At 46.0% G+C, this 25,470-nt stretch carries 22 protein-coding genes; 11 read left to right on the forward strand and 11 right to left on the reverse strand.

What is annotated here, in order from left to right:
* Positions 1–5 precede the first annotated feature (5 nt).
* The 5 genes from ACOIT5_RS02500 to nqrF are packed head-to-tail and all read left to right on the forward strand — an operon-like array spanning position 6 to position 4,465.
* Complete coding sequence (locus ACOIT5_RS02500; protein WP_423128889.1) at positions 6–1,163, forward strand: NADH:ubiquinone reductase (Na(+)-transporting) subunit B; 1,158 nt, start codon at positions 6–8, stop codon at positions 1,161–1,163.
* Between the two features lie 18 nt (positions 1,164–1,181).
* Positions 1,182–1,877: an NADH:ubiquinone reductase (Na(+)-transporting) subunit C gene (gene nqrC, locus ACOIT5_RS02505; protein ID WP_423128890.1), complete on the forward strand. Its 696-nt coding sequence runs from the start codon at positions 1,182–1,184 to the stop codon at positions 1,875–1,877.
* A 6-nt stretch (positions 1,878–1,883) separates the two neighbouring features.
* Positions 1,884–2,534 carry an NADH:ubiquinone reductase (Na(+)-transporting) subunit D gene (locus ACOIT5_RS02510; protein ID WP_423128891.1) on the forward strand — a complete coding sequence of 217 codons (651 nt, stop codon included), beginning with the start codon at positions 1,884–1,886 and terminating at the stop codon, positions 2,532–2,534.
* A 25-nt stretch (positions 2,535–2,559) separates the two neighbouring features.
* On the forward strand, positions 2,560–3,177 hold the full coding sequence (gene nqrE, locus ACOIT5_RS02515; RefSeq protein WP_423128892.1) for an NADH:ubiquinone reductase (Na(+)-transporting) subunit E: 618 nt from the start codon (positions 2,560–2,562) through the stop codon (positions 3,175–3,177).
* Positions 3,178–3,202: 25 nt separating this feature from the next.
* Complete coding sequence (nqrF, locus tag ACOIT5_RS02520; protein WP_423128893.1) at positions 3,203–4,465, forward strand: NADH:ubiquinone reductase (Na(+)-transporting) subunit F; 1,263 nt, start codon at positions 3,203–3,205, stop codon at positions 4,463–4,465.
* Between the two features lie 89 nt (positions 4,466–4,554).
* Here the strand turns inward: nqrF and ACOIT5_RS02525 are convergent, their stop codons facing one another.
* The 3 genes from ACOIT5_RS02525 to ACOIT5_RS02535 all read right to left on the reverse strand — a co-directional run bounded on the left by ACOIT5_RS02525 (position 4,555) and on the right by ACOIT5_RS02535 (position 7,965).
* Positions 4,555–5,640, reverse strand: a complete 1,086-nt coding sequence (locus tag ACOIT5_RS02525) for a PHP domain-containing protein (RefSeq protein ID WP_423128894.1) — start codon at positions 5,638–5,640, stop codon at positions 4,555–4,557.
* A 137-nt stretch (positions 5,641–5,777) separates the two neighbouring features.
* Positions 5,778–6,488, reverse strand: a complete 711-nt coding sequence (locus ACOIT5_RS02530) for a YebC/PmpR family DNA-binding transcriptional regulator (protein ID WP_423128895.1) — start codon at positions 6,486–6,488, stop codon at positions 5,778–5,780.
* A gap of 106 nt (positions 6,489–6,594) precedes the next feature.
* Positions 6,595–7,965: a sensor histidine kinase gene (locus tag ACOIT5_RS02535; RefSeq protein WP_423128896.1), complete on the reverse strand. Its 1,371-nt coding sequence runs from the start codon at positions 7,963–7,965 to the stop codon at positions 6,595–6,597.
* A 239-nt stretch (positions 7,966–8,204) separates the two neighbouring features.
* Between ACOIT5_RS02535 and ACOIT5_RS02540 the strand changes: the two genes are divergently transcribed.
* Positions 8,205–9,215 (forward strand): FAD:protein FMN transferase, encoded by a 1,011-nt coding sequence (locus ACOIT5_RS02540; RefSeq protein WP_423128897.1) that lies wholly within the window; start codon positions 8,205–8,207, stop codon positions 9,213–9,215.
* Positions 9,216–9,287: 72 nt separating this feature from the next.
* On the opposite strand, the gene ACOIT5_RS02545 is transcribed toward ACOIT5_RS02540, so the two are convergent.
* The 5 genes from ACOIT5_RS02545 to ACOIT5_RS02565 all read right to left on the reverse strand — a co-directional run bounded on the left by ACOIT5_RS02545 (position 9,288) and on the right by ACOIT5_RS02565 (position 18,077).
* The gene (locus ACOIT5_RS02545; protein WP_423128898.1) at positions 9,288–9,536 is read right to left on the reverse strand and encodes a hypothetical protein; all 249 of its coding nucleotides are present in this window, start codon (positions 9,534–9,536) and stop codon (positions 9,288–9,290) included.
* A 225-nt stretch (positions 9,537–9,761) separates the two neighbouring features.
* The gene (gene gdhA / locus ACOIT5_RS02550) at positions 9,762–11,114 is read right to left on the reverse strand and encodes an NADP-specific glutamate dehydrogenase (protein WP_423128899.1); all 1,353 of its coding nucleotides are present in this window, start codon (positions 11,112–11,114) and stop codon (positions 9,762–9,764) included.
* 153 nt (positions 11,115–11,267) lie between these two features.
* The gene (locus ACOIT5_RS02555) at positions 11,268–11,918 is read right to left on the reverse strand and encodes a LuxR C-terminal-related transcriptional regulator (protein WP_423128900.1); all 651 of its coding nucleotides are present in this window, start codon (positions 11,916–11,918) and stop codon (positions 11,268–11,270) included.
* 44 nt (positions 11,919–11,962) lie between these two features.
* Entirely contained in the window at positions 11,963–16,546 is a 4,584-nt protein-coding gene (locus ACOIT5_RS02560) for a PEP/pyruvate-binding domain-containing protein (RefSeq protein ID WP_423128901.1), read from the reverse strand.
* A gap of 220 nt (positions 16,547–16,766) precedes the next feature.
* Entirely contained in the window at positions 16,767–18,077 is a 1,311-nt protein-coding gene (locus ACOIT5_RS02565) for a hypothetical protein (protein ID WP_423128902.1), read from the reverse strand.
* A gap of 367 nt (positions 18,078–18,444) precedes the next feature.
* Here ACOIT5_RS02565 and ACOIT5_RS02570 point away from each other — a divergent pair, with 367 nt between their 5' ends.
* The 3 genes from ACOIT5_RS02570 (at position 18,445) to ACOIT5_RS02580 (ending at position 20,588) form a co-directional block, all read left to right on the forward strand.
* Positions 18,445–18,819: a hypothetical protein gene (locus ACOIT5_RS02570; protein ID WP_423128903.1), complete on the forward strand. Its 375-nt coding sequence runs from the start codon at positions 18,445–18,447 to the stop codon at positions 18,817–18,819.
* Positions 18,816–19,097 carry an acylphosphatase gene (locus ACOIT5_RS02575; RefSeq protein ID WP_423128904.1) on the forward strand — a complete coding sequence of 94 codons (282 nt, stop codon included), beginning with the start codon at positions 18,816–18,818 and terminating at the stop codon, positions 19,095–19,097. Before ACOIT5_RS02570 ends, ACOIT5_RS02575 begins: the two co-directional genes overlap by 4 nt.
* Positions 19,098–19,160: 63 nt before the next feature.
* On the forward strand, positions 19,161–20,588 hold the full coding sequence (locus ACOIT5_RS02580) for a pyridoxal-dependent decarboxylase (protein ID WP_423128905.1): 1,428 nt from the start codon (positions 19,161–19,163) through the stop codon (positions 20,586–20,588).
* A gap of 46 nt (positions 20,589–20,634) precedes the next feature.
* Here the strand turns inward: ACOIT5_RS02580 and ACOIT5_RS02585 are convergent, their stop codons facing one another.
* Together ACOIT5_RS02585 and ACOIT5_RS02590 are read right to left on the reverse strand one after the other, a co-directional pair.
* A complete protein-coding gene (locus ACOIT5_RS02585; protein ID WP_423128906.1) occupies positions 20,635–21,855 on the reverse strand; it encodes a glycosyltransferase family 2 protein in 1,221 nt (406 codons plus the stop codon).
* Positions 21,856–21,921: 66 nt separating this feature from the next.
* Positions 21,922–22,515 (reverse strand): OmpH family outer membrane protein, encoded by a 594-nt coding sequence (locus ACOIT5_RS02590; RefSeq protein ID WP_423128907.1) that lies wholly within the window; start codon positions 22,513–22,515, stop codon positions 21,922–21,924.
* A gap of 281 nt (positions 22,516–22,796) precedes the next feature.
* On the opposite strand from ACOIT5_RS02590, the gene ACOIT5_RS02595 reads away from it, so the two are divergent.
* Positions 22,797–23,708 carry a proline dehydrogenase family protein gene (locus ACOIT5_RS02595; RefSeq protein WP_423128908.1) on the forward strand — a complete coding sequence of 304 codons (912 nt, stop codon included), beginning with the start codon at positions 22,797–22,799 and terminating at the stop codon, positions 23,706–23,708.
* A 47-nt stretch (positions 23,709–23,755) separates the two neighbouring features.
* Here ACOIT5_RS02595 and ACOIT5_RS02600 read toward each other — a convergent pair whose 3' ends face one another.
* Positions 23,756–24,325, reverse strand: coding sequence for a nitroreductase family protein (locus ACOIT5_RS02600; RefSeq protein WP_423128909.1), 570 nt, complete (start codon positions 24,323–24,325; stop codon positions 23,756–23,758).
* A 125-nt stretch (positions 24,326–24,450) separates the two neighbouring features.
* Here ACOIT5_RS02600 and ACOIT5_RS02605 point away from each other — a divergent pair, with 125 nt between their 5' ends.
* Positions 24,451–25,446 carry a GntR family transcriptional regulator gene (locus ACOIT5_RS02605; RefSeq protein WP_423128910.1) on the forward strand — a complete coding sequence of 332 codons (996 nt, stop codon included), beginning with the start codon at positions 24,451–24,453 and terminating at the stop codon, positions 25,444–25,446.
* Positions 25,447–25,470 lie beyond the last annotated feature (24 nt).

The following is a 25,470-nucleotide window of genomic DNA, read 5'->3' on the forward strand; positions in this document are numbered from 1 at the left end:
ATTCAATGAAAGCATTAAGAAACTTTTTTGAAAAAACGAAACCTCATGTGCAGAAAGGCGCCAAATATCACTGGCTACATTCCACGCATGATTCTTTTTTTACCTTGTTTTTCGTCCAGAAAAATACATCGAAATCAGGGACGCATATTCACGATTTTATCGACCTGAAAAGGACCATGGGAATTGTTGTGATGTCTCTGGTTCCGGCCTTGTTGTTTGGGATCTATAACGTGGGATATCAGCATTTCGGAGCGCTGGGACAATTAGAAACCGCCGGTTTCTTCGATATGTTCCTGTTTGGCTTGCTGAAAGTATTGCCGATCGTTGTGGTTTCGTACACCGTTGGTCTTGGTATCGAATTTCTGTTTGCCCAAATCCGCGGACACGAGGTAAACGAAGGATTCCTGGTATCGGGATTTTTGATCCCCCTGATTATGCCGGTTAATACCCCGCTCTGGATGATTGCTGTTGCCACCGCTTTCGCAGTTATTTTCGGAAAAGAGGTTTTTGGCGGAACAGGTATGAACATCTGGAACCCGGCATTGGTGGCCCGCGCATTCCTTTTCTTTGCCTATCCTGCCCAAATGTCGGGCGACGCCGTCTGGATTTCGGCAAGCGGCATTGAAACGCTGGCCGACGGGTTCACCGGAGCGACTCCGATGGCCCTGGCTGCTGCCGGTGAAACAAACCTGGATACCTGGAACGCATTTATCGGATTAATCCCGGGATCGATTGGCGAAACCTCGACCCTGGCTATCCTGATTGGCGCCCTGGTCCTGATTGTTACCGGAATCGGCAGTTGGAAAATCATGCTATCAACGGTACTGGGCGGCCTGTTTATGGGCGTCCTGCTAAACATTTTTGCCGTAAATGCTTATATGGCGCTTCCGTTCTGGGAGCACCTCATCATCGGCGGCTTTGCCTTCGGGGCAGTCTTTATGGCCACCGATCCCGTTTCGGCAGCACAAACCGACAAAGGGAAATGGATTTACGGATTCCTGATCGGTGTGATGGCCATCCTGATCCGTGTGGTTAACCCGGCCTACCCTGAAGGCATGATGCTGGCCATTTTGCTGATGAATACCTTTGCACCGCTCATCGACCACTACGTGCTCCAGGGAAATATTAAACGCCGTTTGAAACGTGCAAAAGTAAATGCTTAATCTACAAAGACTACAAAAATGGACAGGAACGGTAATGTTTATACATTTATATATGCCTCGGTAATGGTGATCATTGTGGCGGCGGTACTTTCCGTTGCAGCCATCAACCTGAAACCATTCCAGCAAAAAAATATTGAAACCGAGAAGATGCAAAACATCCTCGCTTCGGTGAATATCGAAACAGATGCGAAAAATGCCGGACAGATTTACAGCGAACGGATCGTCAACTCGTATGTGGTCAATGCTAAAGGAGAACAGGTTGAAGGAGATGCCTTTTCGGTAGATCTTAAAAAAGAACGGAGCAAAAAAACCGAAGACCGCAACCTTCCGGTATTTGAGTGCCAGATTGACGGCAGCCTGAAATATATTCTCCCGGTATACGGAGCAGGTCTCTGGGGGCCGATTTGGGGATATGTTTCCGTAGAGGATGACATGAATACCATCTACGGGGCAACTTTTGACCACCAGGGCGAAACTCCGGGCCTGGGCGCCGAAATATCGACCAAAGTTTTCCAGGACCAGTTTAAAGGAAAAGTTATTTTCGGGACCGACGGCACATTCCGGTCGGTCATAGTTGCCAAATCAAACGAATCGGCACCGGCCCAACACAAAGTGGACGCAATTTCAGGTGGAACCATTACCTCGAAAGGATTGCAGCAAATGCTGACCGATGACCTGGGTGCATATAAAGCTTTTTTCAACCAGAAAAAATAGAAGAAGATGAGCGATAGAGAACCTTTATTTTCAAAGAAAAACATGGGGCTGTTATCGAACCCGCTTAACAGCAGCAACCCGATTACCGTGCAGGTGCTGGGTATTTGTTCTGCCCTGGCGGTAACCGCCCAGTTGAAACCGGCCATTGTGATGGCCATATCGGTTACCGCCGTGTTGGCCTTTGCGAACGTCATTATTTCTTTTTTACGAAATACCATCCCCAACCGCATCCGGATTATTGTACAGCTGGTGGTGATCGCCGCTTTGGTTATCCTGGTTGACCAGATTCTGAAAGCCTTTGTTTACGATGTGAGCAAGCAGCTGTCGGTATTCGTCGGGCTGATTATTACCAACTGTATCCTGATGGGGCGTTTGGAAGCTTTTGCACTGGGCAATAAACCCTGGCCCTCCTTCCTCGACGGATTGGGTAATGGCGCCGGCTACGGGGCTATTTTGGTGATTGTCGGCTTTTTCCGCGAGCTGCTTGGTTCAGGCAGTGTTTACGGCTTTCACCTGATCCCGGAAAGTTGGTTTATCGCCAACGGCGGATTTTACGCCAACAACGGGATGATGATTTTACCCCCGATGGCCCTGATCACAGTGGGCGTCATCATTTGGGTGCAACGCAGTAAAAACCGTAAACTGATCGAAGATTAGTGTTGAACCTCACAAATTACGAGAAATGGAAAATCTGATTAATATATTTATCAAGTCAATCTTTCTTGAAAACATGGTATTTGCCTATTTCCTCGGAATGTGCTCATACCTGGCGGTTTCCAAATCAGTAAAGACAGCTACCGGCCTTGGAATTGCCGTTATTTTCGTACTGGCAATCACCCTGCCGGTCGACTATCTGCTCGAAAACTACATCCTGAAAGAAGGCGCTTTAACCTGGCTCAGCCCGACTTTTGCCGACGTTGACCTTAGTTTCTTAAGCTTCATCATGTTCATTGCCGTAATCGCGTCGATGGTGCAACTGGTGGAGATGGTCGTTGAAAAGTTTGCTCCTGTATTGTACACCCAACTGGGTATTTTCCTGCCATTGATTGCTGTAAACTGTGCCATTCTTGGCGGTTCGCTGTTTATGCAACAAAAAGCATTCAACAACATCGCCGAAGCAACTACCTATGGCTTAGGTTCAGGAATCGGTTGGTTTTTAGCGATTGTGGGCATTGCCGCTATTCGTGAAAAAATTCAGTATTCTCATGTTCCTGCACCTTTGCGCGGACTTGGCATCACCTTTATCGTGACCGGCCTGATGGGACTGGCTTTCATGGGATTTATGGGGATCAAATTATAGTAGAAATTAAAAACAGTCTAAAACCATGATATTTTTAGCTACTCAAACAACAGTTGTTATTACCAGCGTGGCTCTGTTCCTTTTGGTGATCATCTTCCTGGTTTCAATCCTGTTGTATGTCAAGAAAAAACTGACTCCCGCCGGAACGGTAAAAATCGACATCAACGATGGCTACCTCGATATGGAAGTCGACCCGGGCAATACACTGCTGTCGACCCTGGGCAACAATAAAATTTTGCTGCCTTCGGCCTGTGGGGGCGGTGGTACCTGCGGAATGTGCCGTTGCCAGGTAACCGACGGCGGAGGTTCGATCCTGCCCACCGAAACCGGCTTTTTTACCCGGAAAGAACAAGCCGGAAACTGGCGCCTGGCCTGCCAGGTGAAGGTAAAAGAAGATATGAAGCTGCACATCCACCAGGAAGTGCTCGGCGTAAAAAAATGGGAATGCGAAGTGGTTTCGAACCGCAACGTAGCCACCTATATCAAAGAATTCGTGGTGAAATTACCCGAAGGCGAAAACCTCGACTTCAAATCGGGTGGTTACATCCAGATTGATGTCCCCAAAATTGACGTCGATTTTAAAGACATGGACATCGACGATAAGTTCCGTCCCGAATGGGAACAGTATGGCATGTTCGACCTGAAGATGAAAAACCCGGAAGCAACATTCCGCGCCTATTCGATGGCCAACCACCCGGCCGAAGGTAACATCATCATGCTCAACATCCGTATCGCCACACCACCTTTCGACCGGGTAAAAGGAGGTTTCCAGAAGCTAAACCCCGGGGTTTGCTCATCGTATATTTTCTCGCGCAAACCGGGAGATAAAGTAACTATTTCAGGACCTTACGGCGAATTCTTCCTGAAAAAGAACGACAACGAGATGATGTTTATTGGCGGCGGCGCCGGTATGGCCCCCATGCGTTCTCACTTGTTCCACCTGTTCCACACGGTGAAGGAAACGAAAAAGAATGTCACCTTCTGGTACGGCGCACGTTCGTGGAGAGAAGTATTCTATTACGAGCAGTTCCGCGACATTGAAGAACGGTTCCCGAACTTCAAATTCCATCTGGCGCTTTCAGACCCGCAACCCGAGGATAACTGGGACGGACCAAAGGGATTCATCCATCAGGTCATCTACGACCAGTACCTCAGCAAACACGAGGAACCGGAAGAGATTGACTACTACCTTTGCGGCCCGCCCATGATGAACAGCGCGGTAACCAAAATGCTTTACGAATTGGGCGTACCCGACGAAAACGTGCTGTTCGACGACTTTGGAAGTTAATTTTAAACCATTACCATATCAGGAGAAGCTATCCACACCGGGTAGCTTTTTTTGCACTTAACCGGTACAACAAAAGAATTTTTACACACTTATGGCTTTTTGAAACCAAAGGGTTGGGTACCAACAATGGTTCCTCCCGGTCCGAAAATTTCGGCCCGCACATAAACCGAAGCATCGGGGCATTCGCCCAGATCGATCCAGGTCCCCCGGTGAACAACATTTCCTCCTGATATCCAGCGTACCGAATCCTGGCCACTCACCGCTATCGCAATAATCCCTTTCCGCTTATTGATTTGTACCGAAGCAATAGCCGGAGGCATCGTACCGGCATGCCCGTCAGGCGCATATACATAAAAGGATCGCCCTTCTTCCATGCCCTTACGCACCCATTCTTCGGTCAGGCCGGGTAACACGAAAATGTTCCAGTTTCGTCCCAGTGTTTCCTGGCGGTGCATATCATCATTCGAAAAAGCCCAAACCATCCTTTCGGGAGCCAAACGAACGAGAATTGAATCCCACAGCTGACGGTCGCCGGGATAACGGTCGCCCTGGTTGTAAATTTCAAGGCCTACCAGGTGTTTATAGCGCCGGTAATGATCAACGTACCATTCTGCCGGATAATCGTAGCGACCGGGGTGATTGAGAATTGCCAGCCCGTTTTTGGCGGCTGTGGCATACATCGTCGAATCTTCCAGCTTGGTGGGGCGGTTGTAATCGTTAAAGTAACTGCCCATATGGTGCGGAGATGAAACTTCATTCCCCTGAATGGCGATCATTTCGAGCGATTTTGGGTCGCGGTTCCGGTATTCAATCACTTCGGGTTCGAGGATGCCTTCAGCGACACGTTCCTTCGACCGGACACTTGGTTCGAGCAATTCAAAGCCGGTCCAGGGATAAGTTACTTCGTTGTGATCGGTAAGTGCCAGGATCCGGTAGCCCAACTGATAGTACTGATCAACCACTTGCTGCGGCGCCATTGACCCGTCGCTCCTGCTCGTATGCGTATGCAGATTTGCCTTGTACGGCAGGTGTTTTTCCCAGTCTACCTGACCGTAAGGATTATTGATCTCCCAGGGATCGCTGCAGGAAGCAAGGCAAAAAAACAGAACAAAAAGAATAAATTGGGAGACGGCCCTAACGAATTTTAAGGGCAGCGGAATGTTTATTTTCATCATGTCAAATTTAGGTTAGTTGATATAAATCCTGTCTTTGTCGGGCAAAACAAGATGTTGGTTCGGGTAAAGTTAAAAAAAACTTGTAAAAAAAGCCGTTCCCGGCAAGAGAACGGCTGATCCTTATTTTTTAACCGACATCAGGCAATATTGGTAAATACCTGCTGAACGTCGTCATCTTCTTCAATTTTGTCCAGTAATTTTTCAATATCCTCCAACTGCTCTTCGGTAAATTCGACGGGCGTTGTCGGGATGCGTTTCAGCGTGGCTTTTTTTATGTCGATTTTCCGGTCTTCCAGTGCTTTCGAAAGCGTGCCAAAGCTGGTATAATCGCCGGTTGCATACACCATGTCTTCCACCACTTCTATTTCTTCCAGGCCGGCGTCAATCAACTCCAGTTCCATTTCTTCGACATCAATGGCGGCTGTTTTTTCGAACTCAAACACCGCTTTATGCGAAAACATAAATTCCAGCGAACCGGTGGGTACCAGGCCTCCGCCTACTTTGTTGAAATACGATTTCACATTGGCCACGGTACGGGTGGTGTTGTCGGTGGCGCATTCAACAAAAACCAGTACGCCATGCGGTCCTTTTCCCTCATAGTTCACCTCGGTATATTCCGAAGCATCCTTTCCGGCTGCCCGTTTAATCGCCGCATCGATATTGTCTTTCGGCATGTTTTGGGCTTTGGCATTCTGGATGGCAGTCCTGAGTTTGGCATTCATATCCGGGTCCTGTCCCCCTTCCTTTGCTGCCATTGTAATTGCTCTGGATAATTTCGGAAAAATCCGAGACATGTGCCCCCAACGTTTTTCTTTGGCGGCCCGGCGATATTCAAATGCTCTTCCCACGGTACTATTTTGTTTTAATGAATGATTTAATTGATAACGGCACAAAAATAAAAATAGTTGAGCGAATTTTCTCAGAATCGGTTCAAAAATTGATCCGGTGCGGCAATCAGGTATCCGAGGTAATTTTCGAGAAGGGATTCAAGGCTAAGGTTTCTGAGTGCAGATCGTCGTATAACACAGGAAAGGGCTGATTTTTCAGGGTAAAATAGAAGGTTGCTCCTTCGCCGTGCCGCGACTCTACCCAAATTTCTCCGCCCAGTTTTTCTACCAGTTGTTTCGAAAGGAATAAGCCAATTCCGGTTCCGGGGTACAAGCGCGAATCGTCTTCATCAATCTTGACAAAACGTTCGAATATCCGGTCCTGGTTCTCCTCACGAATACCGACACCGGTATCTTTCACATAAAACAGGTGCGTTTCATGTTCCAGTCGGCATCCAAACCGGATGGTTCCTTTCCAGGTAAATTTGATGGCATTCTCCAGCAACTTACGCATAATCTGTTCTAACGAAACCAGATCGGTACAGATCAGTTTATGCTGAGCCAGTAATTCATACTCCAGGGAAATTTTTTTATTTTCGTCGGCCAGGTAATGACTGTATTTCTTTTTTAGCTTAGCGAAAAGCTGCTCCAGGTCGATCTTCCGGTAATCCAACTGAAAGTTGTTTGCTTCCAGTTTCGACAGGTCAATAATATCTTCGATCAATTGAAGCAGGTGTTCACTGTTCAGCATGATAATCCGCTGAAAATCTTTTTGCTCGTCCCGTTCAAAATTCCCGGTCGTGAGCAGACTCGAAAAGCCGACGATGGCATTTAGCGGCGTTCTGATTTCGTGCGAAATATTCGCTAAAAAGGCCGTTTTTAACTGTTCCGAATTACGGGCCTTTTGATATTGTTTCAGGTAACTGCTTTTAATTGATATTCCAAAAATAAGCATCAATGCCATTGATAACAGATTGCCGGCATAGACATCCACAATCCGGATCTGCTCTTCGGGATAATGACCGGTGAAGTCGGGAAACCGGTATTCCAGGATAAACAGGACCAGCAGGTTTAAAAAGAAAAACAAACTGACAAAGGCCACCTTCTTTGGGTTCCAAATAAAGATAAAAAACGCGTAAATAATGATAAAAAAGTAGAGCATCGGCCCCCTTGACCCATAGTTGAAGAACCAGCCTGTATTCAGAAAAATCACAGAAACCCCAAAAATAGCGAAGTATACTTGTTTGTTCAGTTTCCACAACCGCGCACACAAGTAGCAGGTCGCAGATAAGATCATCAAGCCCAGTGTGGTATACATCATCGTGTGTAATCCCAGGTAATAATTGCCAATTGACGAAAATAATGACGATACAGCCACGACAAAACAAGTCGCGATAGTTAACTGCGATTCAAGGTCAATTGCTTTCGATTTACCGAATACAATTCTCCTGAAGCCCCGCCGCCAATGCAACAGGATTTTTTGGTTTAGATGATCCACCTTTAAAAATCAAAATCAGTTTTCAGCTGATGAAGATAATTATTAAAACAGACAAAACAATAAATTTATAATCATAATCGAATACCAATGAATAATTTCTGCTCCCCGATGAACGCCGTATCACTTGGAATACACGATAAAACCGATGTAATAAGCTGAAATTATGTATTCTGCAAAAAAGAGTTGTAAAAGAGAATGAGCCGGGAAATCAATTATCTTTGTAACAAAATTTTGAAATCATGAAACGACCGTCCTCTATATTGCTCGTCCTGCTCTTCTTCCTGTTCGCAGCCTGTTCAAAACCAGCCAAATATGTTTTTAACGAAGGCTTTATTTACGGGACCATCTACCACATCACCTACGAAAGCCCCAATGGAACTGATTTAAAGGAGGGCATTGAAGCCGAATTAAAAAAACTGGATCAGTCCATGTCGACCTTTATTCCGACTTCGACCATCTCGAAGGTAAACCAAAATGAAGAAACCGTTCTGGATGATATTTTTCTGACTGTTTATAACAAGGCGGTTGAAGTATCGGAGGCAACCGACGGAGCCTTCGATATTACCGTAGCCCCGATGGTGAACGTGTGGGGATTCGGGTTTAAAAACAAGGAAAGCGTAACGCCCGCACTGATCGACTCACTGCTGCAACTGGTGGGATATAAAAAGATCAGGCTCGAAGACGGGAAAATCGTCAAAGAACACGCCAACACGATGCTGGACTGCAGCGCCATTGCCAAAGGCTTTGCCTGCGACCTGGCGGCCGGTTACCTGATTGCCAGGGGCTGCAAAAACCTGATGGTTGAAATTGGCGGTGAAGTGGTTGCCCGTGGTAAAAACCAGAAAGGAAATTACTGGAACATTGGCGTCAGCCGGCCTGATGAAGATAACCTGTTTGACACCAAACAACTGAAAGCCGTGGTTCAGTTAAAAGACAAAGCGCTGGCCACATCGGGCAATTACCGGAATTTTTACGTGGAAGACGGGAAAAAATACGCGCACACCATCGATCCTAAATCCGGATACCCGGTTCAGCACAGTTTATTAAGCACCACCGTTTTGGCCGATGACTGCATGACGGCCGATGCTTTTGCAACTGCTTTTATGGTATCGGGCCTCGAAAAATCCATTGAAATTGCCCATGCACGGAACGATATAGAAGTTTATTTTGTTTATGCCGACGAAAACGGCCAATATAAAAGCTATGTATCAGAAGGTTTTCGGTCGCTGTTGATTAAGGAATATGAATAGGAATAGGAAGAGTAGTGAGTAGTGAGTAGTGAGTAATAAGATGGCTGTGCCGTGAAGCTAAAAAAAGGGAGTTTAGCAACTCCCCGGTATGTTTTTCAGGATATCAAGCTCTTTAAAGCTAAGTTCTTTTCGTGCTTTCGACTGTTCAATCTTGTCGAACGTTTGCGCACAGGTAATTCCCCGTTCCTTCATATGCTTGTTACCGCCAATATGCAGGTTCGGAAACTGTCCTTTCTTTTCCAGCAAAACCCTGATAGCCAGTCCGGCAAAGGCCAGGGCCAACAAAACAATCGCAACTAACAATATCATCAAAAACTGCATAATTCCTCCATTTTATTCCGTCACAAAAGTACTGAAAATTCGTGTCGCCCCAAAAATACGGCTGTGTTATTCTTAAACAGATAAACCGGGAGATGGTTGATAAAAGAGGACTATTTCGTGATCGGAAGCAAAAAAAATGACCCCGCTACTCCTTGTTTAACACGAAGTAATAGCGGGGGTATAAGAGTTTTCCGGTACCAATTGTTCTCCGGATATCATGCGGGATTAAACAACCCCTTGTGCAATCATTGCATTGGCTACTTTAATAAATCCGCCAATATTAGCGCCTTTCACGTAGTTAATATAGCCATCGGCTTCGGTGCCATATTTCACGCAGGTATCGTGAATATTGACCATGATCCGGTGAAGTTTGGCATCCACTTCCTCCCTGGTCCAGGGCAGACGCATCGAGTTTTGAGTCATTTCAAGTCCTGAAACCGAAACACCGCCGGCATTGGCTGCCTTACCCGGGCCATACAGGATCTTAGCCTGTAAGAATACCTCAACAGCTTCCGGAGTTGAAGGCATATTGGCTCCTTCGGAAACCAGCTGGCAACCGTTTTTCACCAATTCAACAGCGTCGCTTTCGTGAATTTCGTTTTGTGTGGCACAGGGGAAAGCGAGATCACATTTAATTCCCCAGGGTGTTTTGCCTTCGAAGAACCGGATGCCGTATTTTTCAGCATATTCACTAATCCGCTTGCGGCGAATATTTTTCAGCTCCATCATGTAAGCCAGTTTCTCTTTATCGAATCCTTCGGGGTCATAGACAAAACCTGAAGAATCGGACATGGTAACCACTTTGGCCCCCATTTCGATCAGTTTTTCAACAGCGTATTGAGATACATTACCTGAACCTGATACGGTAGCAATTTTTCCTTCGAGGCTCTCGTTCCGGGTTTTCAGCATTTGATCGGCAAAATAAACCGCCCCGTAGCCGGTAGCCTCCGGGCGAATAAGGCTTCCCCCCCACTCGATGGCTTTTCCGGTTAACACACCGGTAAATTCGTTCCGGATGCGTTTGTACTGACCGTACAGATAACCAATTTCACGACCGCCAACGCCGATATCACCGGCCGGCACATCTGTGTCGGCGCCAATGTAACGTTGCAATTCGGTCATAAAGCTCTGGCAAAAACGCATGACTTCGTTATCCGATTTTCCTTTCGGGTCGAAGTCGGAACCACCTTTACCACCGCCCATTGGCAGCGAAGTCAGGCTGTTTTTAAATACCTGCTCAAAAGCCAGGAACTTTAAAATACCCAGGTTCACAGTGGGGTGAAAGCGCAAACCTCCTTTATAGGGGCCAATGGCGCTATTCATTTGGATACGGAAACCGCGGTTTACCTGAATATTACCTTCGTCATCAATCCAGGGCACCCTGAACATCATCACACGTTCGGGCTCTACCATCCGTTCCAATACTTTCGCATAGTGATATTTCGGGTTTTCTTCGATGAAAGGGATCAATGATTCAACCACTTCCTGGACAGCCTGATGAAACTCAGCTTCCCCGGGATTTCTGGCAATCACCTTTGCCATGAATTCGTTTACTTTTAAATTCAAAATGTCAGTCATAATAGTTTTTTTTATATAAATGGGTGATAAACGTTGCAAAAAAGGAACATGACGACGTGTAAGGCATCACGTCGGACAAAAATAACATTCATGATAAAAATCAATTTATCCCGCTTTGCAATTACGTGTATCACGTAAGCGGGGCTCGCTCCTTTAGATGTCGATGATGTTGTTTTTGATCGCAAATTTCACCATATCGACGGTGCTCTTGAGGTTTAGCTTTTGCATGATGTGGTTTTTGTGCGTTTCGACCGTTCGCACGCTGATAAATAATTGGTCGGCAATTTCCTGGTTCGAATGACTTTCGCCCCACAACCGGAGAATTTCCGTTTGCCTGGCACTTAGTTGACCCGATGCCGAATCCTGTCCCGGCGCCTGATTCAGCCGGGAAAGATATTGATTGACAAGCAGGTTGGAGATGGATTTATGGTAATAATCATGCCCGTTACGAAGGGTATAAACGGCTTCCATCAGATCGTTCATGTCCGAATCATTTCCCAGGAAGCCTTTGGCCCCTGCTTTTATGGTTTTCAGGATGATCTCTTCATTCCGGATTGCCGAAAGGATTAATATTTTCAGGTTGGGCTTCTCGATGGTTAGCTGGACGATAAAGTTTAAATTCCGCACCGAAATATCGTGCATATTCAGAATTAAAATGTGCACGTTCACTTTTTTCAGCTTATCCGTCAACACATCCCGGTTGTCTGAGGTCAGTATCAGGTTAAAATCGGGTATATCAGACAGCAAGCGGGAGAATCCGTCCAGAATCAATTTATGTTCATCAAATAGCGCAATATTGATCATATTCCTGTTTCTTGAATCTGCATTTGACCGAAAATTTCTTTCACTTACTCATCCAAAACGGCTGCTGTTCGTTGTTTTCCGTCCATCATAATGGTTAAATTCCTTTCGAAATGTACGTGTTTAAAGTATTTCGTTTCATGAATGACCTTCTGTTGGTTGAGTACATCCCATTTGAGAAAATCGACTGGCGATGTATGTTGGACCGAAAAATAACCGATATTCATAGAGGTGACATTGTGAAAAAAATGAGATCCCAGCGACGAATCAAGCGGATAGTTTTCGAGGCTGACTTCAACAATCACTTTGGCATTGGAAATCTGCGACCAGTTGACAGGAATTCCCACAAAGTGATCCCTGCTGCCCCAACGTCCGGGGCCAATCAGAATATACTGCCTCCCGCTTTTACTCATCATCTTGTTTAAGGCCTCTATCTCACTGGCCATCTCCAGTGTTTTCAGCTTGTTAAACCGTTTTGGATCAACAAAAATCACATCGCTGATGTCGTTGATAATTCCATTTCCCATGCTCGATCTGGTATAAAGGATCATCTTTGACCGGTCCTTTGTTTCGATAGTAGCGGTTGGCACCATCTGGTCGGCAAGCAAAGGTTTAATCTGAAGCAGATAAAAAGCCGGCAATCCGTTTTTCGTCCGGTTAAGGTCGACCGCGTATTCAATTTCCACAGGCGAACCAAATGCTTCTTTAATGGTATTTAAAAGAAGCCGGATGGTTTCGGCCAATGGGATATAATTATACTGCAAGATATCAGCAAAATTAATAACCCTCGGTCCGTAAGCGCTAAGCCCGGGCTCCAGCCGGTCGTTCTCCGGATTGTATACGGATGCACAATGAACCAGCGAACCATGTTTTTCAGCCTCGCTGATATCCAGCAGCTCCATAGATGCCAGTTCGCCCTTTTCCAGAAAATCAACGGACAATTCGTTGCACTTCAAGGCATAAAATTCAACCTGCGAACTGTTTAGTAAATCTTTGATGCTGTACATGTTGGTTTTCGGGTACCGCGGCGAAAAACGGAATGCCTGCCACCCATCCACCACATAAGCGCCCATCCCGACCGCAGCCACGGCGAATCCTTCATCGGGTTTCATATGGGCCACCGGGTAATAATTGTACGACTTGGCCACTCCGCTGATGTGCGGGTAATAATAATCGTCGTACTGGCTCCCCACCAACTCCTGCAGAACAACAGCCATTTTCTCTTCTTCAATTTTATGGTGGATAATGGAGAAATAATTCCGGGCCTTATCCGAAAATGTCGACGCATAAATCAACTTAATGGCTGTTGAAAGCTGATCAAGCACAATCTTTTTATTCACCGTCACCGTGCAGTTCGGGACCATGTAGGTATCAAAAACTCCGGCAAAAGGCTGTGTGATTGAATCTTCGGATGTACTTGACGACCTGACCGCGATCGGCTTGTCAATTTGAGTTACAAACACCTTCAGTTTCCGCATTAAGGTGGACGACAAGTGTCCCTCGGCAAACAAGCGTCTTAATTCGGCATAGGAAACCGACGGATCGATGATTTTATCGAAAAGGCCGTTCCTGATGATAAAGTGCTGAAATTCGTCGGTGCCAATAATGACCGTAATGGGAGCAATAATATTGATCCGGTTTGACAAGGCCGAAAAATCGAGGTTTGAAATCAGGATATTGATGAAAGCCAGGCCACGGCCTTTTCCTCCGAGTGATCCCCCGGCAAAAGAAACAATGTTTTTTTCATCCAGGGTCGAAGTTTCGTCAAAATCCAGGATTTTCCCTTTTTTCTTCTCGTCTTTGTATTTTTTAATCTGATCAATAAAAAACTGCCGCGACTCGCTCATATTCTGAAAACTACTGACCTGAACAGGATTAAGCGTTTTGGCCAGCTGAATTTCGCCGCGCGCCATCAGCCACAGCGACAATTGATTTTCGGAGGCATGCAGGTAAAACGACTCGTCGGGAATTTGGTGCAGCAAGGTTTCAAATTCGCGCAGCGACCTGGCCACGGCAATTTTATTCGAGTCTTTGTCGCGAAATACAAAGTTCCCAAAACCCAGGAAATTTTTCAGCGACGCCCGGATTTCATTCAGCAGGGTTTCCGAGTTTTTATTGATAAAGGTAACATTCAGTTCTTTGGCAATCCGTTCGTTCCGGTCTTCCGATGATTGAAGAATAATCGGCAGGTTTGAAATATGCGATTGCACGTATTTAATGAAGCGGACGCCGGCGTGTTTGTCCAGTTTACCGGAACGGTCGAATTCAACATCAGAGATTACGCAAAGCATGAAATCCCGGTATTTGTTGAAAATATACATGGCATCTTCGTAGTTGCGGGCCAGCAAAATTTTAGGCCGCGACCTCATTTTACAGATCTTGTCGATTTCATTTTTTTCGACTTCCGGCAACAAGCGTTGTACCTGTCCGAAGACAATCCCATATAAAATCTGGAGGTATTTTGAATAATACAGCGGTGAATCTTCAATTAAAAGAATGACACGCACCAAACCGATTTTGGTGTCATTTTCCACATTCACACTGTCTTCGGTCGACTTTACGATGGCAAACAAAATCTGGGAATCGCCGTTCCATACGAATAATTTATCCACTGAACGGATGGTGGGCACCAGTTCTTCGAAATACCGGATATCACTTTTTTTATTCAGAAGCAGGTAAATGGGCAACGATTCGTCGGCAGCCCTGATTTGTTCGCTGATCAGGATCGGGGCTTCACGGTCGATCCCGGCCATCAGGATCACCAGGTCGAAATGCGTTGTTTTCATCAGTTCCAGGGCCTCCGCGGCTGTCGACACCCCCGTTATCCGGGGAACGGAAAACAAGCTGTACTGATAAATTTCGCCCATGAATTTTTCGAAGAACGAGTCTTCGCTTTCCAGGATAAACGCGTCGTATAAGGTGGCAATAAAAAGAATATGCTTGATTTTATACTTCATCATGTCGAGATAGATGTATTTATCGATCGACTGTTGGTTGAAGTACAATTGCAGCGGCTTTTTGTTTTTGATCAGCGAATTTCTGAATTCATCGGACGGATGGCGTTCGGTGAGAGCAATTCCTTTGTGCGAAATGATTTCATGTCCTTTGTATCCGTTCAGATAACCGCAAATCAGTTTACTGATATTAACCAGCAGGTTTCGTTCCTCATATAAAAACGGACCTTCACCGGCATACGGAAACTGCTTCAGATAAAAAATCTCAATTTGCCCTTTTTTATGGTCAATTGTTACAAAGCTTTCTTTGAGCGCCCATTCGGTTTCCCTGAAGCCTTCACTCGTGTACCCCTTGCTTTCGAATCGGATCCGGGCCACCGTGAATCGCGGATATTGAAAAGAAGCAGGAAGAATGGAACAAACTGCCTGTAAGGTTTCGTCCACCGGATTTCCGGCTTCGATGATGACTGAAGTCTGGCTGATGGCTTTTAATTCTTTGAGGCGTTCGGTATTGGTCCGGTATAACTTTTTAAACTCTTCGCGGGTAACCGAGCCTGAAATCAGGCCCGACAGGTTTACCAGCAGGTTTCGCTCTTCTTTTAAAAACGGACCTTCATCGGCCTCCGGGAATTGTTTTGAATAAAAAATCTCGATGGTCCCCTTTTTTCTTCCGGGAGCCTCAAATGCCTGGACCATCCGCCATTCAGATTCGTTGAAGTTTCGGCTCACAAACACGTTCCCGTTGTATTTAATCCGTACACTGGTATATTCGGGATATTGCCAGGCTTCCGGCAAAACGGTACAAATCACCCGTAACGACTCTTCCATTGATCTGCCTTTTTGCAGGATCTCCGATGTTTGGTTAATTCCTTTCAGTTCTTTCAGCCGCTCCGTATTTTCAACCAAAAGTTTCTTCAACACTTTTTTCGAAACAGTTCCTGAAATCAATGCCGCCAGGTTATTGATCAGGCTTTGTTCTTCCTCCAGAAACGGTCCGGCAAAAACATCCGGAAATTTCTTCAGGTAGTAGATTTCAATACAGCCGCCTGTTCCGTCGGGCATATCGAAAGCCTGTTGCAGTTTCCAGCCGGTAGGCGTAAACAACTGGCTGACAAACTCCTTTTGACCATACTGAATACGGGCAGCTGCCTGTTCGGGATATTGCATCGCTTCGGGCAGGAACAAACAAATCTCCTGCAACGCTTCGTCAAGGGTGATACTTTTCTTAAGGACCTCGGCCGTCCGGTTGATACTTTTCAGCTCCTTGTCCCGCTCGGTGGTATACCGGTACAGTTCGTCGAGCTGAAACCGTGAAATTAAACTCACCAGCAAAGGGGCGAGTTGCTGAAGCAGGGTTTCACCATAAACCTCCATGTCATCTGAGCCAGGCCGGCCAACAGGCTTTGGGAGAAAAAACTCCAGTTTACCCTCCTTGCGGTCGGGAGTCTGAAAATTACCGCTTCGAACCAACGGGCCTTCCACAAACTGCTTATCCGACCAACTCCTTCCGTTGAAAAAAACCCGCACCGAAACCCGACAACCGCCAACAGGAAAATCTGCAACCAAGTCGCAAAACTGTTGCAACGACTGATCCAGGCTTGTCGCTTTTCCCGTTATCCCGAGAAGACCGCTCATTAAACCGGCAGGTAACCCGCTGTTAAATTGTTTGCTCATCATTTTCGCACCATCAAATAACCGGTTGGCAACAGGTAAATTTTTGCTCGCCAACTACCTGCTAAAGATACAGGGAAACGAAGATAAAAAATTAATCCTGCTGCTTTTGTTTTGAATTTAATTCAAAAAATGAAGAAGCAAAAGCACCACCGGCAAAAGAAAAAGACAAGCCTTCTGCTGAAAAATTCAGGATACACAGCTGCGGCCAATGGCAAACTCACTCCTAGTTAAACCGGATACCTGCTGTCAGACCAATCCAGCCTTTCATGCTGTTATGCTTCCCGGTGCGGGAATAGAAGGAATATGACGCAAAATCACTGTAAAGTTCCTGCCACTTGCTACCGTCATGATCGGTAATTAATAAGTTGACCGTTGGCCCGGCAAAAACACGGAGATGGTTGCCCAAGCTCTTCGCAACGGTCAGCTTCAACTGTTCCAAACCATTATAGTGATCTGTCCAGTTGCCTCCTTCGTACAGGTGATAACTCATTAATTCCAATTGCACTTTCGTCTGATCGTTGTTCAACAAATGTGTACCGATACCATAGCCAACTCCCCACCAGTCACCGGTCCCCAGGAATTGGGCGCCTATGGCAAAAATATTATAGAATTGGTTCACCCCGATCTTAAACGCAAGCTGCGCATTCAAGCCTTCGCCGACAGAAAATTCAAGCTCGCGGAATCCTTTTCTGACGAGACTCAGAAACCCGAGAGGAACGCCGCTTTCAATCGTATCAGCGATGTTAATGAATCCCAATTGCAACCCGTTTACTTTTTTAGCCACATTCACGAATCCGGCAATCTGAGTTCCGTGCAGATTGCCGTTGGCGATGTTCGAAAAACCGGCCAGCTGGAGTCCGGTAACATCGTCCATCGAAACGTTACAGAAACCGGCCGCCTGCAAATTCTGCATCTTTGCTTTCGAAAAATTGAGAAATCCCGCAGCCTGAATGCCATTCACCTCACCCAGAATGATGTTTGAGAATCCCGAAAACTGAAAGACTTTTCCGTCTCCTTTCACTACATTGGCAAAACCTGTTGCCTGCACCCCCTGCACGTCTTCGCAAAAATTGGCAAAGCCGGACAACTGGATGGCCAGTGATTTTCCTCTGGTAAAATTGGCGAACCCGGCTGCCAAAACACCATTGGCCTCATCATAATTGAAATTAGCGAATCCTGAGAACTGAAATCCCCTGGACACATCCCGGTTAAAGTTCCCGAAACCGGAAAACTGGAAGCCGGTAAAATCGCCGTTTACAAAGTTGAAAAAACCAGCGTATTGAACACCTCTCACAAAATCGCGCTCGGTATTCGAGAATCCCGCAAATTCAAAGCCGGTCAATCCGGCCGAATAACCCGAAATGAGATTCAGCGAAAACTGATTGACACAATTTCCGGCGTTCATTCCGTTGCTGCTTACAGGTGGAAAAATTCCCACAGCAAAAGGCACCTTATCATAGTTTCCATAACTTTGAGCCCAAAGTTGATTGCTTAAAAATAAGAACACAATTATTCCAACTTTCAATATTCTCATCTGTTTCACTTTTCTTTTTCTTTTCTGATGTTTTTACTTATTCACTATTCCGATAGACAAGTATAAAATACGATAGGTTGCATTTTTTGCAGGTAAATTTAAAAATACTTTCCGGGAAGCTCGTCGGGCGTGCCGATTTGGGTGTACGACAAATTCCATGAAGAACCAATTTTGATTTGATGCAGCATGTTAAGGAAAGTTCCTCACTGTAGACCAATGAGAAAGACTTATGATCTAACACAGGTCCGTTTGGGGGGTGCCGTCAGGCGCCAAATATGGGTAGAAAAGCAAGATTCGGCTATTATTCCGTCCTGACGGCATCCGAAGTTCCGTGTATTCTTCCTAATTTTAGAAGAAAATTTAACTCATGGAAAAACATATCAGCCTGATCGGCATTTTACACATTGTTTGCGGCGCACTGGGCCTCTTAACAGCTCTTTTTATCTATACCATGCTTCACCTTGTCGGTGATTTTACCGATGACTCCAACGCTAATTTTATTCTCTCAACGATTGCCAATATCCTGGCGGTAGTTTTTGTAATCTTTTCCATACCAGGTATTATCGGCGGCATTGGGCTAATCAAACGCCGGCAGTGGGCACGCATCCTGATTTTGATCCTCTCCATTTTAAACCTGCTGAATTTCCCGCTCGGAACGGCATTGGGCATCTATTCGATCTGGGCGCTGGTACAACCCGAAATTGTCGCCGAGTTTGGCCATAAACAAACAAGCAAACCTTGAATCAAAAAAAAGCCTGTCATATTGTTTTGACCGGACGGGTACAAGGCGTTGGGTTCAGGTATTTTGCCCGGAAAACAGCCCTCGACCTCAACCTTTGCGGCTGGGTGAGAAATAAAACGGATGGCAGTGTCGATCTGGAAATCGAAGGAGATGAAGATATTATTCAGTTATATATCGACTTGTTAAGAGCCGGAAACGGGCTCAGCCGGGTCGACCGGCTGTTCAAAACAGAACTTCCGGGTATTCAGGAGTACACGTCTTTTTTCGTCAGGTACTGAATACTGCGGATCAAAACCAACACAATATCCTTTAACAGACATCAAACGGATCTTAAAAATAAGATGGAAAAAAGTTATCACATGACTCCCGATCAATTTCGGGCAGAAGGAAAAAAACTGATTGACTGGATTGCAGACTATTACATGCAGGTAGAAAACTACCCGGTATTATCAAGGGTTTCACCGGGCGATATCCGCCGAAAATTACCCGAAACAGCACCGGAAAAAGGCGAGTCGTTTGATGCCATGTTAACCGATGTTGATCAGATCATTATGCCCGGAATCACCCACTGGCAATCACCCAATTTTTTCGGCTATTTTCAATCGAACACCTCCGGGCCTTCTGTTCTGGGAGAATTGCTTTCTGCCGGTTTGGGCGTGCAGGGCATGTTATGGGCCACCAGCCCGGCCTGCACCGAACTGGAAAGCCAGGTGATGGACTGGTTGGTTGACATGATGGGCCTTCCCATACACTTCAAAACCACCGAAAGCGGCGGCGGAGTCATCCAGGATACCGCCTCAAATGCCGTATTAACCGCATTGCTCGCTGCGCGGGAAAAGAAAACGAACTTTACCTGCAACCTCACCGGCGAGAGCTCCCGCCTGGTAGCCTACATTTCAACTCAAACCCACTCATCGGTTGAGAAAGGGGTGAAAGTAGCGGGTATAGGCACAAACCGGCTGCGTAAAATTGAAGCCGACAAGCAATTTGCGATGAAACCAGAAGCGCTTGAACATCAGATAAAAGCAGATATAGCCGAAGGATTGCTCCCCTTTTTTGTTTGCGGAACTGTTGGCACCACCTCATCAAACGCGGTTGATCCGTTGCGCCGCATCGGCGAAATTTGCCGAAAATACGAGCTATGGTTTCATGTGGATGCAGCCATGTCGGGCACCGCGGCCATTTGCCCCGCCTACCGCAGCCATTTCGACGGGCTTGAGCTGGCCGACAGTTACGCTTTTAACCCGCACAAATGGATGTTTACCAATTTCGACTGCGATTGCTTTTATGTAGCCGATAAAACCGTGTTGATCAAAACACTGAGTATTTTGCCCGAATACCTCAAAAACGAAGCGACCGAAAAAGGCGCCGTGATCGACTACCGCGACTGGCACGTGCAGTTGGGCCGCCGTTTTCGCGCGCTAAAACTCTGGTTTGTCATTCGCCATTACGGCGTTGAAGGCTTGCGTTACCATATCAGCGAACATATGCGTCTGGCCCGTGATTTTGCAGACCGGGTGAAGGCTTCGGCCGATTTTGAATTACTGAACGAACCGCCGTTTAACCTGATTTGCTTCCGTCACAAGTCAGGCGACGGGTTCAACAAAAAACTGATGGACCGGCTCAACAAAAGCGGCAACATCTTTTTAACGCACACCGTTCTGGACGGAACGTTCTGGCTGCGCATGAGCATCGGCCAAACCAACACCAAACAAGAACATGTCGAAAATGCCTGGAAGCTGATCAATCGTGAAGCTCACAACAGCTGATCATGACGATTCAGGTCATGCTTGTATCATTTTAAAAGATCTGTTTTTATTCTTTCTCCGGGGAGGAAACAAAGTGAGCTGTTGTTTCCTCCATTTGCCGGTAAGCTTCTTCCAAATCCTGATAGGTATAGTCATCAGGGTGACTGAAATTCAGAAATTTCAGAATTTTGAAGGCGTTAAAATACTGAAAAAAACGCTTTTCAAAGGTTATAAAAGAGGAGCTGTTCTGTTTAATTTCGGCCAGCGACTCCGGGAAATGGTCCTCTCGCAGAAACAGTAAAACCGGCTTTGGGATATGCAGCCGCTCGATATCATCCGGCTGAAAAGCCCTTTCGTAGAAAGACGGCAGTAACTTAAAAAACTGTTGCAGATCGGCAAACGCCTGAAAGTCGTATGTTTGCTGAAGGCGGTCATCTCCGTCAACCCACTTTTTCAGGGCCGGGCCTGTGCCAAAAGGAACCCGGTCTGAAAGCCTCGCTGATGGAAACACACAAGTGGTATTGATTTCAGTTACCTGACCCAACTGTTTCAATTTATGCAGGAAATAAAAGTCTTCGCCGGCCTGTCGTTTGCTCATGCCACCCTGTTTCACATAGGCGTCGGCCCGAACGGAAAAGGCCGATCCAACCGTGTAAATGGCATGGGGAAAACCGGTAAAAGCCAGCGCCTGTTTATAATAATGCAGGTATTTTTCATACAGCATGATTCCAGTTCGGTGTCGGTTATCCTGAATCTCGTCGATCCGGTGCCGGAAGCGAATGGTTGCCCCGACCGGCTTGTCACCCGAATGAAAGCATCGCTCAATCTCAGTCAGATAATTGGGGGCAACCAGGGTATCGGCATCGAGCGAAACCAGGATTCCGTCAGCATGACTGATAGCAGCAAAACGGCGGATTCCCTCATCCATAGCGGTTTTCCGGGCTAACCCGGCGCCGGCGTGTTTGCGGGGAAAGGCGTCCGCCCTGACCGGGTAGAGATCGAAAAAAGCAGCCGGATGAGACTGCTTCCAGGCAACCAGCTCCCCGATGCTCCTGTCATTCTGCAAACGAACATTATCCGGACTGTCTTCCGCCTCATTCACCAGCACAATCACCTCCACACCACATGCAGGCGGCTCACAGCCGGCAAGCGAATCTATGGTCCGGATTAATTCGGGCTCGTTACAGGCCGGGATCACCACGATCAAACCAAGCATTTCCGATGGCTTATCCGGAATAAACGCCGCGTATGGTATATGCAACTCCAGGTATCGTTTGGCAAATGACATGTCCGAAAATTACAGATAAAAAAAATCCGGGCAAAACCCGGATTTTCAATTTATAATCACTTCAGCCTATTTCTTCTTTGCGTAGCGGGCATTCATACCATCCAGCACCTGCTTGGTAATGTTATGGGCTTCGTTGCCAATTAAAATGTCCGTCCCGTTAAAAATGTAATCGTATTTTTTATCAGCATTGAAAACTTTCAGATAATTCATCAGGCTATCGACCAGTTGCTGGTTGTTTGAACTTTGCAATTCAGCGAGTTTCCCCGATAATTCCTGATCAAGTTTCAGGATGGCCTGCTCTTCGCCCACCAAACGGTCGCGCTCCTGCACGGCACGTTGTTCGGTTAAAAATCCGCCCCGTTGTACTTTTTCCTGAAAGGAAGCAGCTTGTTCTTCAAACTTTGATCGTCTGGAGGCATATTCACGGGTATATGCTTCCTGGTTTTTGGTAAATGCATCGTGCAGGACCTGGGCCAATTCATAATTCACAATCAATGAATCAACTTTCACATAGGCAATTTTTGAATCAGCAACCTCACCCGAACCGGAACCGGCAAACTCGCCGCCAATACTTTTGGTTCCCGACGTAAAATGCAAAATATAAATTACCACAACTGCAACCAATAAGACCAGGTTTAAGATCAAAGAAGTATTTTTCATGTGTTTAATTTTTTAGAAAACCAATTATTAAAAAGAAAACTAAAACAAACTGCTTACGTGTTTCCCGCCTTCTTGTTAATCCGAGCCAAAAATAAAAATTTATCATTAGTAAATCACCCAGTTCATCAATATTTTTTCACAACTGATTATACAACATAACTACGCATGAAACCTGCGTAAAATCATAAGTATTCGCTGATAAACATCATTGAACACAGAGGTCTCCCCATTGTATTTTTACGAAAACGAAAATGGACAACAATCACCACAAAACAGCCTGAATGATTAATAAACTAATTGCAAATATGCTTCCCTACCTGCCGAAAAAACTCATCTGGGTATTTTCGAAACGGTACATTGCCGGAGAAACCATTGACGACGGATTGCGGGTGGCAAAAGACCTGAACGACAAAAGGATTGAAGTTACGGTTGATCTGCTGGGCGAGTTTATCACCAACCTGCAACAAGCCGAAGAAAATAAGAACAAATACCTGGAGATTATTGAGCGGTTCACCGAAGAAAAGATCATCGGGCATTTTTCACTGAAACCCAGTATGTTTGGCTTACTAATCGACCCGGACGTCTGTTACCGGCACCTGCGGGAGATTATCGGCAAAGCTGCCGAAAAAGGTAGTTTTGTGCGGATTGACATGGAAGATTCGCAATGTGTTGACCTTGAAACAAACCTGTTCAGGCAATTGAAACAGGAATTTCCCGGTCATGTCGGCCTGGTGTTGCAAGCCTATCTCAGGCGTACGCTAAACGATCTGACCGACATGAGCAAACTCCCTCAGAACAGTCATCCGCTTAACTTCCGGCTGTGCAAAGGAATTTATATTGAACCTCAACAGATTGCCTTTAAAGGTTACCAGGAAATACGTGATCATTATCTCGAAGACCTCGAATATATGCTTACACACCAGATGTATGCAGCCATTGCCACGCACGATAAGTACCTGATTGAAAAAGCCAGGCAGCTCATCGAAAAGCACCGGATACCGAAAGAACGGTATGAATTTCAGATGCTTTACGGGGTAACCCCTGATCTCCGCGATTCGCTTGTCAGGGAAGGATATAAAATGCGGGTTTATGTCCCGTTTGGAAACGAATGGTTTAATTATTCAACACGACGCCTGAAGGAAAATCCGAAAATAGCGTCGCACATTATTAAAGCACTGTTTTTTAGGGGTTAATTTTAAGGGTAATCCGGAGAGACGCTTACGGGCGTCTCTCCTCCTTTTTATTTTCTCAGGATCAGTTCGCTCAAAGGTCGTTTGGGCACATGGTGCACGTCATCAGCATCACGCCAATATTTGTAATCGCCCTCTTTCATATCGTCCAATACGATTGTTTCAGCAGGTTTTCCCAAAGCCAGTACCTGAATGATGTCAAACCGTTCGTCCAGTTCCAGCAGGTCTCTCAACTGGCTCCGCTTCACCGAAGCTACAATGCAACCGCCGTAACCGGCTTCAACGGCGCCAAGCAAAATACTCTGGGCGGCAATCCCGTCGTCGCAATAATAGTTGGTCGAAATCTCTTTATCGTTCAGCATAACCAGGTAAGCAGCAGGCCGCTCTTCCGGTTTCGGGCCACCCCAGTCTTTTAAATACCCGGCCCAGCTTAGTAAAGGAAAAACCTGACTGCACATCTCCTCATCGGTAATCAGGACATATTTTAACGACTGGGCATTCCGCCCGCTGGCCGAAAAACGCGCCAGATCGACCCAGGCTTCCAACTGTCCGGCAGAAAGCCGTTCACGCTCGTAAAAACGCCGGTAACTCCGGTTTTTAAGGATTAAATCTTTTAACATGATCTTGTTTTTGCTTCAATATTACAAAAAAACAAGACGGATGTGAATTTTAAACAAACCGGGGCAGTGTTTACTTTCGCGATTTCTTTTGTATGTTTGCATAACAGAACAGAACACCCGATATCATGAGTAAATTTAAATTCAACGTTGACCCACTGTCCAATCAATTGAAATTTCAGCAGCTCATTGATGCTGTTATTGACGCAATCAGCCGCAACCTGCTGCAGGTGGGCGATATTTTACCCTCAGTTAATCAATTGGTAAAAAAAAGCTCATTGTCGCGCGACACCGTTTTTAAAGCCTACGCCGAGTTAAAAAACCGCGGGATCATTGAATCGGTTCCCAACAAAGGATATTTTGTAGCCAGGGCAACCACCAAGGTATTTCTGTTTCTCGATACCTTTAAGGCATACAAAGAAGTGCTTTACGGATCGTTTCTCGAAAATCTGCCCGAAACCATCGCCGTTGACCTGCATTTTCATCATTACAACATCAATGTTTTTGAAAAAATCATCACCGAAAGCCTGGGGAAATATACCAAATACATTGTGATGAATTTCGACCATCAGCGTGTTCCCGAAATCATCAACCAGATTCCGAAAGACCGGCTGTTGATTATTGACTGGAATATTCATGCAAGCCCCGGTATGTCTATGATCTACCAGGATTTTGGACAAACGCTTTACGACTCGCTGCAAAACAACCTCGACCTGATAAAAAAATACAAACGTTTTGTCTACCTGTACCCTGAATTTACTTATCATCCCAAAGAATCGATCAGCTACTTCGAAAAATTCGGGCAGGATTTTCAGCTCAATTATGATGTCGTGCTGAATTCAAAACAATTCGACGTTAAAAAGGGCGATTTGTACCTGCTGGTCAGCGACCGCACCCTGGCCCGTTTCCTGGATCAGTGTTCCGAAAAGAATCTGGTTCCCGGGCAAGACGCCGGGGTTATTTCGTACAACGAAACCCCGATGAAAAAGTATGTAAAAGATGGCATCACGGTTATTTCGACCGATTTTGAGCTGATGGGAAAAAAAGCCGCGGAGTTTGTTGTCAGCAGCGAGCCGGTTGCTGTTCAGATTCCTACCAGGCTTAAGGTCCGGAGTTCCATTTAAAATCTGTTATAAAACATTTATGTC

Source organism: Gaoshiqia hydrogeniformans (genome assembly GCF_049347105.1).
Classification (GTDB): domain Bacteria; phylum Bacteroidota; class Bacteroidia; order Bacteroidales; family Prolixibacteraceae; genus Gaoshiqia; species Gaoshiqia hydrogeniformans.